This is a genomic window from Psychromonas aquimarina ATCC BAA-1526 (genome assembly GCF_000428725.1).
Lineage (GTDB): Bacteria > Pseudomonadota > Gammaproteobacteria > Enterobacterales > Psychromonadaceae > Psychromonas > Psychromonas aquimarina.
Genome location: NZ_AUAM01000007.1, coordinates 1 through 14,941, shown reverse-complemented (window position 1 = coordinate 14,941; position 14,941 = coordinate 1). Strand labels below are relative to the sequence as shown.

The following is a 14,941-nucleotide window of genomic DNA, read 5'->3' as shown; positions in this document are numbered from 1 at the left end:
TATTGATAAGAGTGATTTTGTGTATCTTATTCTTTCGGGAGAATGGGGTGATTTGACTATGTGTAATGCACTGAGATAGGGCCTCATTGGCGTTTTTATGTTTTCCAGAAGTACCCGCACTGCGAACACTTAAGTCCATGCTGATAAAAAAACAATGGAAACCCGGCAAGGATAAAAATTAAAAATGCCGGTCTTTTCCCTTTGGTATGGGGCTCTACGTTTTGAGAACCACAATGAGGGCAGCTTTCTGGTTGAGAGTGACATAGAGAATCAACAGCAGCAGAAAAGTCTTCACTTAGAATTTTTCTTGCGTCCTGCAGATATTCTTCAGGGACAAATAATCTCACTCCCCCCATTGCATCTGAATATAACCACTGCATGTTTACAGTGTGCTCATCAGCAATGAATGAAGGAATGCCGGCACTCTCTAAATTTGCTTTTGCAATGTTTGCATCAAGAGGAAATGAAAACTTTGCCGCAACTACTGATTTACTCATGATTCTCTCCTGAAACGCAGCCGCTGATACGCGCTGCAGAGACACAATTTCCTGCTTACATGTAAGCAATACAATAATAAGAATACTAAATCCACTCAATAGATTGTGAATATTTATAGCAGAATCGTGAATCGACAAATGTAACTGAGGCCGCTGATTAAATTCTTATGAACTTTAGGTTTATTGAAATATTTTTGTGCTAGTGCAGGCGAGAGGGGGCGCTATGTATATTTATCCTATTTCTTTGTAAAACAAATCGACAGCATATAATCTTGCCGCTATATATAGTCAAACCAGTAGTCTTTTTATGAAGCAAAAAATCCCTAACCTTAAACAGGGTTAGGGATATTTATTGAACAGAGGCTTTTGCTAAGCATAAAAGTTGTTATTTATGCTTTTCTTTTTCTTATTGAAAACCCAACTCCCAGCAAACCTAGACCAAGTAGTGCAATGCCTGCAGGCTCCGGCACATTCACATCAGAAGTCCAAACGTAGTTTACAAAACTGTCATTTAATCCATCATGAACATAGGCAGAACGTGCACTATTTGTAGCACTCGGAAATTGATAGCCGTCATTGCCGACATCGAGAGAGTAGTTTTCATCAAACTCCATGCCTGAATGTTCACCCCAGCCGTCATACCAGCCGGTATGAGTGATAGTGGTATAATCAAGTGAGTCAATGATAGAGATAAAGTAATCAGTATCAGATCCTCCAAAAATAAGTGCCGCAGCTTCAGTTGCTGAGTAGACATCCGGATTGGTAGTCCACCAAGGACCGTCGTTAACTTGATAAGAGCCTACAAAAAGAGGGACTGCCTGCAGATTAAGGGATGCCGCTGCAAGTACGGCTGCTAAAATAATTTTTTTCATTTTTGCCTCCTTTCTCTAAAAAAAACACATACTTATGACTATCTATTGCATTTTTTATTCCACAACGTTATGTTGTTGTTTTTAAAGAACTTTAAATCAATTTTCTTATGACATTAATTCAAAGTGTAAAAAAAGCTGACAACTTGTGGCTGATGCATCAGATTAAAAAGGTTTAATTTTGCATCCTGATGAGGCTGTTTATATATAACGGGAGAGGCAATGCTGCTTAAAAGAGAAATATTTATTAATAGATATGATAAGAGTGTTGTGATGCTTGGCCGCCGGAGGAAAGAAAGAGATACTGGTTATCCGGTCTTGTCCTGTGCTCAAAAGAGCAAAAGACAAAACCTGATTCCATGTTTTTGATTAATGCAGTTTAAATTTACTAACCACTGATTTTAGCTGGCTGTTAGCAGCTGAAAGGTTAATAGTCTCGGTGGCGGTAGACTGTCCGTTAATGGTTAATTCACCGACAATATCTCGAATTGCGCTCATATTACGGGTAATATCTTCAGCAACAGAACTCTGCTGTTCTGCGGCTGTGGCAATCAAGGTATTTAAATCGTTAATATTAGTGACTGAAATCGCAATATTATCCAGATCTGCTGCTACCAGTGAAGTGTTTTGAGTGGTTCTCTCACAGGTTGATTTTGTGGCATTCATGGCATCAATTGCCGTTTTTGAACCGCTAAGCAGTTTATTCAGTGTTTGTTCAATTTCTGCCGTGCTGCTCTGTGTTCTGGCGGCCAGCGCTCTTACTTCATCGGCAACGACTGCAAACCCTCGTCCCTGCTCTCCAGCCCGGGCCGCTTCTATGGCGGCATTTAATGCCAGTAGATTGGTCTGTTCTGCAATTGAACCAATCACATTGAGTACACTGGTGATCTCTTGAGAATCTTTGCCGATATCTTCAATACTGACAGCTGTATTCTCAACATCATCTGCGAGTTGAGATACTGTAGTTGTTGCTTCCGTAACAACATTACGCGAGTCGCTCACCTGTGAGTTGGTATCGTGAGTATATCGGGATGCTTCAGAGGCATTACCGGCGACATCGCTTGCGGTAGCACTCATCTCCTCAATAGCAGAAACAACCTGTTCTGTTTCCATTGAGTGAGCTGTTAATACCTGGTTATTTGCATCTGTCTGCTGCTTAAGCTGATCAACACTGCTGGAGATGTCCCCTGAGGTCTGCGAGACTTCCTGCATCAAAGACTGCAGATTCTCGATAAAGCGGTTTATACCTTCTGATATCTGCCCCAAGTCATCATTGCTGGTCACAGGCAGCCGACGAGTGAGATCGCCGTGGCCTTTGGATAAATCCACTATCATTGCTTTCAGTGTAAGTATTGGACGATACAGAATATTTAAGACGGCAATAACAAGAGCTGCCGCAATGACCAGCATAACCAGGGAGGCGATAACTGCATCCGTTAACGCCTGGTCAACTTCCGCATAAGCAATGGATTTATTAATTCCGATAACCAAGTACCACTTCTTGCCGTTAATCAATGGTATTGCTTTAGTGAATGCAAGTTTTTCAACGCCGTTAATTGCGTAGGCTATTGAGCTTTCGTCCTGGGAGATCATTGCATTCTGTATATCGATCATACCGATATCTGTCAGTTTAGTGCCTACCTTCAGTGCGCTTGAGTTGGAAGCTAATGATTTTCCTGCTCCGTCGGTAATGACAGCTGCAGCACCTGGAAAATCAATATTTTTTACAGTCTGCGATAAAATTGATAATGACACATCTGCTAGTGCGACCCCCTCACCGAAGCTTTTTGCTACAGAGACAACCGGCTGTTTAGTTACAGAGTCTATATAAGCATCGGTAACAATCGGCGTATCTGCTGCTTTTGCCATCTGGTACCAGGGACGAGTGCGCGGATCATATTTATCAGGATCCGCAACACCGTTTGTCCAGATATCTCCCGCTGCTGTTCCATGCATACTGCCGTCTTTAAGACCAAAATAGACCGCGCTGATTTCACCAATACTTTTGGACAATCGAGCAATTTCTACATAATCAGTATTATATGTTCGGCCCTGGTAACGCTCGGCCAGGGAGTCTATAACAGTAACTTTACTTTGAAACCATGTTTCAATTCTACCTGCTTCAAAATTAACAATCGTTTTTGAGTGTTCTCTAACATTCTCAATAGTGTTGTCCCTGAGATTGACATATGCAATCCAGTTGGAGGTTAATAAACACAGTGTCACTAATGCGATGATGGAGATAATTATTGTTTTTTTAAATCCGAGTGATTTCATGATTAATTTTCCCTGTATCTCAATGCTAATGTGTTTTGTGTTTTATAATATTTTCACAATAAGCTCAGTGATGAGCTTCAACTATTTTATAAGAATTGTAAATTAAACATAAAAACAAGATGGAGGTCAGTAATGGTCTGCCTTGTGTGTATGTTTATTGAGCAAATATGAGGAGAGAAGATGAATGGAAATGCTCTGTGTGTGATTTTTATTTGCTGTCTGTAGTTGTGTTTTGTGTGCAGGCAATGGTCTGTTAAGAAATGAGTCGTTAGACGCAAAGTAGCTGTTTTATGTTGATGGGATATGAAAGGCGGTGTCAGCCAAGTTGTACTTGGCTGACCCAGTCTTTTCTATTTGCTTGCTTTTAACGCTTTTTCCCATAGCTGGTTCAATAAGTTTCTCTGCCGCACTTCTAGTGTCGGCCATAGAATACGGTTATTTTTGAAATAATCAGGATCATCCATATGAAAGGCGGCGATTTCTTCTTTCGTCATAAGTTTTTTTACCGCAGTATTAACTGGCGCACTGCCGATTCCATGAACAATAACATCAAGTTGAAAATCGTCACTAATACTGTAATTTATCCAGGCTTCTGCAATCTCTTTCAGCTTAGGTTTACTGCTAAGCGTTTTGCTTAATGAATGTCCGTCAACCCAGCCTGTAGTCCCTTCTTTTGGTTCAGCCATTACCCAGCGCTGACCTTTTTGGGCTAGATCGGGAAAGGAAAACCCCCAGGCAGCACCGAGCAGGTTATTTTCTAAATCCTCAGCCGCATCGACACCTTCCCACATATGGCTGGCATTGGCGACTAACTGGTTGAGCTTCTGTTGTACATCCGGCTGGCTTAGGCGTTTGACATTAGCAATATCATTTTTGTCTATGCCTAGAGAAAGTGCCGCCACATAAATATTCACTTCCGTGTAGTCGGAGCTAAGTGTGTACTTTCCTTTATATTGCTTATCCCACAATACATTCCATGAGTCAGGAGGCGACACTTTTTCTGAGTTATAAGCAAGTCCGTAAGGCCCGTGCACTAGTGGTACAGAATAAAGCTTGCCGTCTTTGACTGCATAATCAGCCTTTTGTAAGCTGGGAATAATTTTACTGTAATTGGGGATATTTTTTAAATCAATAGGGATTAACAGTTTCTTGCTAACCAGCTTATAACGCTCATCAAGGATAATATTATGGCTGGGTACAATAATATCTACTTTGCCTTTCCTTAAATTTGTAAAGTACTCGTCGGCAGAAGAGATATAGGTGATTTTTAGACTGACTTTTTCACCGTATTTGTCGGTCATTGCTTGTTCAAATACTTTAACCTGGGGCTCTGGAGAATAGCCTTCCCAAGTTAACATTCTTAACGTGAGTTCAGCATTAGCCGCCAGAGGCAACAGGAGAAAAGAGCATAAACAGATAGATAATAATTTAATATTAGAGGATAGAATTGCCATGGTTACCTCCTATGTTTAATAACGATGGTAATACCACTATAGTAAATTTATTAAGCTAGTCTATCTTCATGTTTCTCCCTTGCCAATGTGGGGTGATTTTTACCCCGAGTGAGCCCCCGTAGGGCAAGCCGCATATCATTTAAAAACCGGATTAAGATTAAATAGTGGCCTTGAAAAAATGATAGGTAATACCATACTTATATCTCACTTTTAAAATAGTGAGATATATGTATGGTCACTATAAAATGTTTTATTATAACGGTAATCATTGCGTTTACGCTGTTAGTACAGGTAGAAGCAAATGAAACATGGAAAATCACGTCATTAAACTGGGTGCCATATTCAGGAGCTGAAATGGTACATCAAGGCAACTCCATTCAAAAGCTAAGGGAGCTTCTAAAGAAAGCTGATATTAGACTTATTGTTGAGTTCTATCCCTGGAAAAGAGCTCAAGCAAAAGCACAAGAAAAGGGGTATGTAGGCTATTTTCCGGCTTGGCCTGAAGAGGTATATGATGGTTTTACTGCATCACCACCAATTGATTTGTCTCAAATCGCCGTGATGAAGAGAACGGAAGGGAACATAACGTTTGATAGTATTGATAAACTTTTTGAAAAAAATAGGATTGGTCTTGTGAGTACTTATACCTATCCTAAGGCGGTTTTTGATATGTCGATAAAACACTCTGAGAATGTGGAAATGGCAATGAATGAATTATTACTATTGAGAAAGCTCGCTAAAGGACGTACTGATGCTGCAATAACAGACCCCGATGTAATGTTCTACTTAGCAGAAGATGAGGGCATATCCAACATTGAAATCGTTAAAGTAATTATGGAGAAAGAGCTGGTAATCGCGTTAAAAAATAATAAAGAAACCATTAAACGCATAGCCATATTGAAAAAGTTGCTAGAACCGCAAGAAGTAATAAATTGTTCAGCCCCCCTGTGTCAGACTCGTTTTTACTTAACAATAAATTCAGGTATCGTTAAATTAGGCTCGCTACTGGGAGGAAAACCTTGATTGGATTATACCTCAAAAACAAAGAGGGCGGAGGGATTTCTCTTTCCACTTTTCTTCGATTGAAGCGATAACAAAATTCAGCAGGGTATTCTTGCAAGTATTGCCCTGATAAATGCATTTTGATTGGTAACGGGTATATATGCCCCCATGGGAGTCATCCATCAACCAACTCACTTGGCTTTATGTTTTGTTATTCTGCCAAACCGGCCACCTTGTGTATATTCCATATTTATATCCTGTCTGCGTGCTGTTAACGTATATTTCCATTCTTGCTGGCTCTTTAGTTACACTGTGCATTTAGTCAAGCAGGAAAATTGATAAGAGTTATGAAATCTGGGGGGCAAGCCTTCTTACTGTGAATAAACGTAGCTGCGCAGCCGGAGCATAATGAGATGAAGCATCCTGTTCAAATAAATTTTTTGGGGTAAAGGGCTTTTATTCTTCCTATACTTTAATACAAACCGTTTAAAAGCAGTGCTAAGTAAAATAGATGCAGCACTAATAGAGGAGGTTAAATATGTTCAGAGCCGCTGTATGCCTCTTAGCCGGTGCATTATCGCTTCCTTCTTCAGCTGCTGATATTAAAGAGTTAAGCTTTGCAACGCAGGAATTTTCCCCGTTCTCCTATGAAGTAGGTGGTGCGGCTCATGGTCCTGCGGTTGAAATTGTGAAGTCCGCATGTGAGCTTGCCGGCATTAAGTGCAGCGTAACCGTTTTACCCTGGCCCCGGGCACAGAAATATGTAAGTCAGGGAGTTATTAACGGCTTTTTCCCTATAGGCTGGAGTAAAGAAAGAGAGACGCAGCTCTATTTCTCCGAACCGGTAATGCATACCGAGTATGGATTCTTTGCCCGTGACAGCAGTAGTTTCAATTTTGCTGACAGACAGGATTTAACCGGACTTGTTATTGCTGTTTACGGCCCCTCAAACACCTCTAGAACATTAAGGGAACTAACAAGAGGCGTAAGTGGAGTTAAACTGGATATTACGCCGCATGATGAGTTTCCATTTAAAAAATTGTCAGCAGGCAGGGTAGATGCGGTGTATTCCAATCGACTTGTTGGTAAAGCGCTGATAGCAAAACTGGGCTTAACTAATATTAACTATTACAGGAAGCACTTAGACGTCAAATATTATATAGGGTTATCTAAGGTTAACACCACGCCGGATGCGGCAGCTGATTACATGGATACAATTTCACATATGCTCAATGAAGGTATTATTGACAATATACTGTCCAGCTACACGATATTTGATCGCGAACCGGACAACAACTAGTTAAGTGCGCGGGATGTTAATAAGGTTAAAGGATGAGTAATAATGAAATTGAAAACAACATACTATTATCTGGTCGCTTGGTTTTTTTCTTTTGCCGTATACGGTGATAAGTTAACCTTTGTGACACAACATTTTGCTCCATTCAGTTATGAAATCGGCCACAAACCCGCAGGGCCGGCAGTTGAAGTTGTGAATGCCGCCTGTGATCAGGCGAATATTAAGTGTGAAATCTATGTCCTTGACTGGCCTAAAGCTCAGAGTCGAGTTTACTCTGGTTTGACTGACGGTTTATTTCTTATAGGAAGAAACAGCCAGAGAGAAAAGCTTCTGCATTTTTCAGCGCCTGTTATGAAGTCGGAGTATGGTTTTTTTGTAAAGGGAGATAAGCGATCTTCATTCAGCTACGAGTCTGATATCGACGGACTTCGTATTGGTGTATACGGACCGTCGAATACCGCAAAATCTCTAATGGGGCTTAATAAAAGCAATAGATTTACCGTTGTGATGTTCCCGCATGATGAGTTCTCATTTTTAGAGCTGGCTGCAGGAAAACTTGATGCGGTTTATTCCAATAGAATTGTTGGTCAAGCTCTGATTTATAAGCTTGGGCTGTCCAATATAAAGTACACCAGCACACACAAGAGTATTAACTATTATATCGGCTTATCAAAGCAGTTTACCGATGAAAAGACTGCAGTCCGGTTTATAAAAGCTGTATCTGAAATTAAAAACAAGGGTTATATAAATAAAATACTATCAAAGTATACAATGGATGATTTTACCTCTGACAACAATTTTATTGTTGAATAAAAACAAAATTCACCCTGCAGCTAATAGTTTCGGTCTGCCTGCTTATGGTTTATCATCTTTTAACTCTAATAACTTGGTTTCAGTTTTTTGCTGGTGCCTCTTTTTTGTTTTATTAAAGCTTTCAATTTTTTGGAAACATGCAGTAACAAGCATTAGACCCATTAAAACAAAAGACATTAAGCTGATAAAAATAAAAGAGATAAAAGTAATAAAGCTAAAAACCATTAAACGCATTAAAGCCAAAACACCCCAAAGTACATTTGATGCTGATTTTTTATATTTCATAATTTTTTCCATGTAACTGTCGTTTAAAATACACTTTTTATATGGTCTGAAAATGTCCTTATAAATCCCGCTGCAGACCATACAAAATAGCTGAATTAACCGAGTTAGACTCGCTGTTTAAGGGCTTCGTTAATCGCGGTAATTGTTTGAGAGCAAAACGGTTTCACCGGTAACAACATCAATAATCAGTTCTTTATCATTCAAAAGTTCGACTTGGTAAAAAGTTATGCCTTTTTTATTTTCTAATTCCAGTTCAATGATGCTGGAGCCGTATTTTTTCTGCACACTGTTAATACTTGCCTGCAGATTAAATTTAGAGTTATCTAACTGGCTAAGCATAAGATGATCTTTATCATCTAACGAACTGAAACCTGCAGTAGTTAAACTGGTTCTTTCATCCTTTAACAAGCGTCCGTCAGCAGTACTAAACTTAAGTTCATGTTTTATCTGTTCCTGCTCATTAATGACTTCAACTTCAAAGACAGATTGATGATTGTAATCATCCAGTTTCAGTTCTGTTATTTTACCTGGAAAACTATTTGTTACTTTTTCCACCGTCTGCTCTAGTGAAAAATCGGCCCGTTTTAAAGCTAATTCAGACAGTCCGTCATTATTTGCTGTTGTCATAAAAGAGATAAGCGTTAAGCTGCTGGAAAAAATAATGCGCTTAATAAATTTCATACTGGTGCCCCTGTGTTTAAATGATGGGGGAAGTTTAGCAAAGCACCTTAGCCGGAAGATGGACAAAACATTACCAAAAGTTCATGTTGTTATTTTGAGTGCTGAAAAATTGGAATTGATAATTTCGAGGCTGTTTTACTGTGCTGGTAATGTAGTAAAAATGAAAAGGCTGAATAGCTATTTATTTAGATTGGTATTATATAGTCAAAGGCAAGATGTTATTCCTGCCTTTTCCTTTAGGTGTGGCTGCTGTGAAATGCGATTGGCTGAAAGCTGAATAAGAGATAATAATCGCTCGAATTGCAGAGCAGTGCTGTTATTGTTTGAGATTACAGTTTTGCGCTGTAAGTTGATACTAAGTGTTCACTAACTTGTCGGATAGAACATCCATTTCAATGGCGCGATGCGTTTTTATTATTGACTCTTCCATTGCTGTTATTGCTTCCTGCGGCGCGTCCTCTTTAGAAAAAGCAGAGTCTCTCGCTTCTTTATTCTGCCACTGTGAATAGGCAACAAAATAATTTTCACCGGCTTTATGCAGCCTAGAGCCCAAAGCATTATGATTTTCCATATAATGTTCGGTTACAACTTCCCATGCATTTAAAAAATCATCGCATTTATGAGAGTGAACTTCCCACTGATACATTATTGTGTACATAAATTTTCCTTACATATAACTAGGCTGTCAAACTGCTTATTTTCAGCCGGCTTTTTTAAAAACCACACACTAATTTATCTTTGCTCGAGATTCAATGGATTATTGGATTTCTATAGCAGATTAATTGCATGCAGATAAAGGGCTGATGTTCTTATTTGTTCTTAAGTAATTGATCTCAATTAATTTTGACCAGGGGAAATCGGTGCTTTTGTTTTGTTATAACGCACTGTTTCGGTGCGCTATTGTTTGTTGTTGTTGTGTTGTTTTTGTTAATCTGCTGTTATTACCATGTTGGTTATGTTTCTGTGTGTTTTGCCCTGGTCTGTCTGCAGACGGCTTATGTGAAATTCAGTTGTTCATATTCACCTGAATATGCTCTAATAAAACACTTTATTAAAAATAAAGTGATCATAATTGTTTTAGGCAGGAGGCCTTTTCTTTAAGTAAGTGAGGTATCATGCAGAAAAAATTATTATTAAGCGCTTTGTTAATAGCTCAGCCTGTTTTAGCTGTTGAAGACGGAGAAGCTAAATCTGAACAGGACTACCCGCAGTTTGTAAAAGCAACGGCAGATCAAGGCACCTGTTCCAGCACTATTATTGGCGGACGCTGGGTTTTAACTGCAGAGCAATGCACTTCCAGCAGCAGTTCCAACGGCAGCATCGAAACCTGGGATGAGCAGGAGATCAAAAGGAGCCGTTTTGTTAATCACCCTCTGCATAATAGTGACGGATTTGATATGGCACTTTGGGAATTAGAGAGTGTACCGCAGATTAATGAAATTTCTCTCTTTTCACTAGACACTGTTGAGCTGTCAGACCGGATAAGTATCTGGGGATACGGCTCTGAAGAGCTGGTATCCGGTGGTTTTGAAGCCTTGGATATTGAAAGTGGTTTCGAGCAGCGTCTTGATTTGAAAAATACCTGTGACGGAACAACTACCTCCGGTGATAAGGGAGCTGCCAGCTTAAACAGCAGTAACCAGATTGTAGCTGTATATAGTGAGAACAATGCTAATAGCTATGAGTGCGACAGCGGCTCAGTGAGCGGCTCTATGAGCGGACGTATTGATCATACTGACACACAGAGCTGGATACTGGAAACGATAGACGGCTGGCATTACCCCACGCTGGTTAATACCAGCAGTTCTACGGTGATCACTCTGCAGAGCCTGCATTTAAATGGCGTAACCGCCGAGGCTTATACCAGCGGGGATGCCGAGATTAATTTAGAATCAAGCACTTGTGATGACGGTTCGCTTGATGGGTTTGATACTTGCACCTATTCAATAACCAGTACAGGTGAAGAGGGGACTTTACACCTTTCTGATGACGAGTTTATCACCATTAATAAAGGCGGAAGCGATGGTGAAGACGAGGATGAGGACGAAGGAGGCATCAAGCTTTTTGCGGGGGCAATGAGTACTGCCGGCATGCTGGCTTTATTCGCAGTTGTTTCTTTACGCAGAAAACGAATTTTTAAAGATTAGTTAACCGGCCTCCGGCAGAGTCGGAGGCTGATTTTGCAGTCCGGTTGTTTGTTATAATAAATCGGAGCAGCTACCAGGCGCGATACCCGCAGGTATCAATATGAAAACGCACTCCAGAATATAACCCCAGCCCGACCTTATATTCAGCACCGTATTTTTTATGTATTGCTTTGAGTTTTTTATGTAATTCCGGGCGGCTGACATCCTGCAGCGGCACCATATCTAACGCACAAAAAGTGAGGTGTTTACTAAGTGTGGCTCCTCCTGCACTTTTATTGAAAGCAGAGCTGCGCTCACCGGAAACAGGAATAACAATACCGATTTCCGGCTCAATATACTGCTGTATAAATTTTATGGTATTAACCATATCGGGTAAGTGTTTCTTGTTCGGCAGGGTAAATAATGAGGTGTTATTCATTACCCAGTCTGTCCCCTGCAGTAAAATTAAATACAGGGGCATGCTTACTTCAATACCTTCCGCACGAAAATAATCAGCAATTCCTTTAACTTTATCTTCGGCGTGATTTAATAAAACCCAGCCTTTAAAGGCTGCGCGAGTAGGTACTTTATAACCTTTGATATCAACCACTAAATCGTCGTACTGCAGTTTTTCTTTATCTTCATAAAGTTTAGATATGTTGTCGGCATAGAGGTTAAATGAAAAAAAGATGGAAGCCAAAATGAATAAGTATTTCATAACGAACTCCTGATCGTAATAAGTTTGGCTTTAATCATAGAATACATATTTTGACTTGGCTGGAAGGGGATTGTGTGAAGTAAGGCAGCTGCCGCTGTAGAAAACATGCCTTCCAACGCAGAGCGTCGGAAAGAGGTGATAATTTATTATGTTCCTGAAGTTTTGATTGTTAAGAAAGTTTCTGACATTTAATAAAGATAAAATTAGGGTTGTTAGATAAATAATCGTAGCGTTCCATTGATATTTCCTGCACTTTATCTGAAACCCTGCCTTCAGATAATTGAGTTACCGCGAGACCATTTGTTGTAAGCGCATCCATGATTTCAGTTAAAGAGCGGCGGTAAAACACAACTTCAACCGGCTCGCCAACGGTATCCCACACCTCATTTACCAGTTCACGTTCAAAGTAGTTACCTGAACGTGAGCATTCAAAATCAGCGAATGGATGATGAGTAGAAAATACAATGTATCCTCCCGCTTTCAGAACCCGATTTACTTCTTTGAACAACGCGGACAGATCTTCAATATAATGAACAACCAGCGGGCAGATAATAACATCAGCACTATTCGACTTTTCACGTGGAAGGCCGGTTGATAAGTCCTGCGGGTAGGCCGATACTCTGTCAGCAAACTTACTGTTAACTATCTCTATCATCTGCTGTGATGCATCGAGACAGGTTATTTCAGCTGCGCCCTGTTCAATTAAGAACTCAGCATAAATTCCTGTTCCGCACCCTAAATCCAGCACATTAAGCCCGCTAAGATCATCCAGCATAGCCTGTAATGAAGGTCTTTCTAGATGAGCATTGTAAATATTATCTTGCACGGCTAAATCGTATTTTTCCGCATGCTTTGAATACATATCTGATTTCATATATTTACTTACTTTTTCCGAAAGAGTTCTGGCACATAAAGATCTGTAGGAACTAGGTGAACGGCGCATTATCAACGCGGCTGGCTCTAGTTTTTGCGCTTGTTTTTCGCATCTAAGTGCGCTTGATATTTCTTAGAAAGCCACTGATGTAATGGCAGTCCGGTGTTCTTTTTTATCAAATACGCGATGAATGCCAAGATTAATATACCTGCAACTGTACCCATGATGATCACCTTTTTGAAGATAAGAAAATCTCACAAAACAGTATCATAAATACGCCGTAAGGGTAAGGTATTATCTGCAGCAGTGCACCGCGCAGGAGCTAGCTGAAAGTCAGGGGGCATTACCGGGTAAACCTACTTATGAACATAGCGCTTTACTAATTTATTAAATTCACCAGACTGCTTGAGTTCATACAGCGCATCGTTCCACTTTTTTAACTCACTGCTTTTTATATTATTGGACAATGCGATATAGTAATTCCCAGAAATAACGGCGACTGGCGTTTGACGAATTTCCCCTGATGGGATATTCAACTCTATTAGTTTATCTTCAACTGTATCATCAGATGTAATAGCTAAGTCTACCCGCCCCCGCTTTAACATCTTAAAGCACTTTGAGTAATGTTGATTTCTGCTAAGCCGGGTAAAACCTTTTTTAGATAGCAGTGTGTCATGAACTGACCCGGTGAGGACACACACTTTCAGATTTTTTGCATCATCGAATTTCTTTATGCCGGTAGGTCGGTCTGCCCACTCATAAAAATATTCTTCACCAGACGATATAGGCCCCACCCACTGAACCGTTTCTTCTCTTTCCGGGGTCCGTTGAACAGCAAAAAAAGCGATATTATCTTTGGATTGAACCGCCTTCAATCCACTTTGAAAATGAACCTCCCTTAGTGTCTTGTCATAATCTAGGTGGTTCATCATGGCATTGACTAGTTCAACGTAAAAGGCTCTTTTACCTTTATGGGGAATTCCTTCACAGATGCAGTCAATACATTTAACTTGACCCGAAAAATTATGTGTATACAGCTTTATATCTTTAGCTTCAGATAAGTTAACAGGCTGCATCCATAAAGCAGCAAGAAAGGCTACTTTTGCAAGTTTTCTAATAAAGCTTTTTCGATATACCTGCTGCTCTTTAAAGATCATCATAATCTTCCTTAAATGCCCATCTGCATAAAGCTGCTTTCAGAAAGGATAAAAGTATCTATGAGTTTTCATGTAATCAGTTTTATTAAAGATATAATCCCTACCATGAGTTTAGGAGAGGTTGTGTAGTGATCAAGCGGCTGTGGTGCTGCCGCTCTGATAAAATTACAAACAGCGCCAGCATTTTTCGGTAAAGGGTTTTTGCTCTTCCTATACTCAGCTTTAAATATGCTGTCTATTGAACAGGGAGCATCAATGAAGCTTAAAACTATCGTATTAATTATCACACTTTTGCGGGCAGAGCTGCGCTTGGTAAAGTATTTGGTGCTGAGGGCATGCTCTCGGACGGCTACAATGTCGGGTTCCTGTCTAAGTTGATGGGACAGGCATACTGTAAGGTGATTATGGATAGCAAGGTGAGCGGTAAAAAGCTGATGGTCAGTACTGAAGATGATGCCATATCGCTTAAAGCATTCGAAGTTATCTTAGCCGCTATGCCTAAGCAGTAAACCGGGTACAGCTAAATTCACAGGGAATGAATACAGAAATGGTCCCCAAAAATCGGACACGATCTTAAGTGATTAATCTGTTTTAATAACTAGCATCACAGCTGGAGCAGATTATGACTAGAAAACGTAGAAACCACTCACCAGAATTTAAAGCTAAGGTTGCATTAGCGGCTGCTAAGGGAGATAAAACTTTATCTGAGTTAGCACAGCAATTTAATCTTCACACCAATCAAATTACCACCTGGAAGCAGGAGTTACTTAATAATGCCTCTTCAATTTTTGATGGGAAGTCTTCAGTCGCTAAAGATGACAGTGCCGAGGTCGACAAACTGCACGCTAAAATTGGGCAATTGACGATGGAAAATGATTTTTTGGCCAAAGT

17 protein-coding genes and 1 pseudogene are annotated in these 14,941 nt (G+C 40.1%); 6 read left to right on the top strand and 12 right to left on the bottom strand.

What is annotated here, in order from left to right; translation table 11 throughout:
• Window positions 1–95: 95 nt before the first annotated feature.
• From G337_RS0100095 to G337_RS0100075, 4 genes are all read right to left on the bottom strand, one after another.
• Entirely contained in the window at window positions 96–497 is a 402-nt protein-coding gene (locus G337_RS0100095) for a putative signal transducing protein (RefSeq protein ID WP_028862057.1), read from the bottom strand.
• A gap of 389 nt (window positions 498–886) precedes the next feature.
• On the bottom strand, window positions 887–1,369 hold the full coding sequence (locus G337_RS0100090) for a PEP-CTERM sorting domain-containing protein (RefSeq protein ID WP_028862056.1): 483 nt from the start codon (window positions 1,367–1,369) through the stop codon (window positions 887–889).
• Between the two features lie 366 nt (window positions 1,370–1,735).
• Window positions 1,736–3,643, bottom strand: a complete 1,908-nt coding sequence (locus tag G337_RS0100080; protein WP_211235768.1) for a methyl-accepting chemotaxis protein — start codon at window positions 3,641–3,643, stop codon at window positions 1,736–1,738.
• A gap of 350 nt (window positions 3,644–3,993) precedes the next feature.
• Window positions 3,994–5,097, bottom strand: a complete 1,104-nt coding sequence (locus G337_RS0100075) for an ABC transporter substrate-binding protein (RefSeq protein ID WP_028862054.1) — start codon at window positions 5,095–5,097, stop codon at window positions 3,994–3,996.
• Window positions 5,098–5,328: 231 nt separating this feature from the next.
• On the opposite strand from G337_RS0100075, the gene G337_RS27460 reads away from it, so the two are divergent.
• Window positions 5,329–6,120: a substrate-binding periplasmic protein gene (locus G337_RS27460; protein WP_157619146.1), complete on the top strand. Its 792-nt coding sequence runs from the start codon at window positions 5,329–5,331 to the stop codon at window positions 6,118–6,120.
• Here G337_RS27460 and G337_RS28510 read toward each other — a convergent pair.
• Window positions 6,086–6,304: pseudogene (locus G337_RS28510) on the bottom strand (IS1595 family transposase); the annotation flags it as partial. The gene G337_RS27460 and the pseudogene G337_RS28510 overlap by 35 nt on opposite strands.
• Window positions 6,305–6,637: 333 nt before the next feature.
• On the opposite strand from G337_RS28510, the gene G337_RS27455 reads away from it, so the two are divergent.
• Window positions 6,638–7,399: a substrate-binding periplasmic protein gene (locus G337_RS27455; protein ID WP_051302861.1), complete on the top strand. Its 762-nt coding sequence runs from the start codon at window positions 6,638–6,640 to the stop codon at window positions 7,397–7,399.
• Between the two features lie 42 nt (window positions 7,400–7,441).
• A complete protein-coding gene (locus tag G337_RS0100060; protein ID WP_028862052.1) occupies window positions 7,442–8,209 on the top strand; it encodes a substrate-binding periplasmic protein in 768 nt (255 codons plus the stop codon).
• A gap of 42 nt (window positions 8,210–8,251) precedes the next feature.
• Here G337_RS0100060 and G337_RS0100055 read toward each other — a convergent pair whose 3' ends face one another.
• The 3 genes from G337_RS0100055 to G337_RS0100040 form a co-directional block, all read right to left on the bottom strand.
• Entirely contained in the window at window positions 8,252–8,494 is a 243-nt protein-coding gene (locus G337_RS0100055; protein ID WP_157619144.1) for a hypothetical protein, read from the bottom strand.
• 129 nt (window positions 8,495–8,623) lie between these two features.
• Complete coding sequence (locus G337_RS0100050) at window positions 8,624–9,175, bottom strand: PepSY domain-containing protein (protein WP_028862050.1); 552 nt, start codon at window positions 9,173–9,175, stop codon at window positions 8,624–8,626.
• 355 nt (window positions 9,176–9,530) lie between these two features.
• A complete protein-coding gene (locus G337_RS0100040) occupies window positions 9,531–9,833 on the bottom strand; it encodes a hypothetical protein (protein ID WP_028862048.1) in 303 nt (100 codons plus the stop codon).
• A gap of 457 nt (window positions 9,834–10,290) precedes the next feature.
• Here G337_RS0100040 and G337_RS0100035 point away from each other — a divergent pair, with 457 nt between their 5' ends.
• Window positions 10,291–11,322: a trypsin-like serine protease gene (locus G337_RS0100035; protein WP_028862047.1), complete on the top strand. Its 1,032-nt coding sequence runs from the start codon at window positions 10,291–10,293 to the stop codon at window positions 11,320–11,322.
• 70 nt (window positions 11,323–11,392) lie between these two features.
• Here G337_RS0100035 and G337_RS0100030 read toward each other — a convergent pair whose 3' ends face one another.
• The 4 genes from G337_RS0100030 to G337_RS0100015 all read right to left on the bottom strand — a co-directional run bounded on the left by G337_RS0100030 (window position 11,393) and on the right by G337_RS0100015 (window position 14,053).
• Window positions 11,393–12,019, bottom strand: coding sequence for a D-Ala-D-Ala carboxypeptidase family metallohydrolase (locus G337_RS0100030; protein ID WP_028862046.1), 627 nt, complete (start codon window positions 12,017–12,019; stop codon window positions 11,393–11,395).
• A gap of 169 nt (window positions 12,020–12,188) precedes the next feature.
• Entirely contained in the window at window positions 12,189–12,893 is a 705-nt protein-coding gene (locus G337_RS0100025; protein WP_028862045.1) for a class I SAM-dependent methyltransferase, read from the bottom strand.
• 86 nt (window positions 12,894–12,979) lie between these two features.
• A complete protein-coding gene (locus G337_RS28840) occupies window positions 12,980–13,117 on the bottom strand; it encodes a hypothetical protein (RefSeq protein WP_169719592.1) in 138 nt (45 codons plus the stop codon).
• 132 nt (window positions 13,118–13,249) lie between these two features.
• Entirely contained in the window at window positions 13,250–14,053 is an 804-nt protein-coding gene (locus G337_RS0100015; protein WP_084605248.1) for a substrate-binding periplasmic protein, read from the bottom strand.
• 332 nt (window positions 14,054–14,385) lie between these two features.
• On the opposite strand from G337_RS0100015, the gene G337_RS28070 reads away from it, so the two are divergent.
• Both G337_RS28070 and G337_RS0100005 read left to right on the top strand, forming a co-directional pair.
• On the top strand, window positions 14,386–14,559 hold the full coding sequence (locus tag G337_RS28070) for a hypothetical protein (protein ID WP_211235767.1): 174 nt from the start codon (window positions 14,386–14,388) through the stop codon (window positions 14,557–14,559).
• A gap of 113 nt (window positions 14,560–14,672) precedes the next feature.
• On the top strand, window positions 14,673–14,941 hold a 269-nt coding region (locus G337_RS0100005), incomplete at its 3' end, for an IS3 family transposase (RefSeq protein ID WP_028862043.1).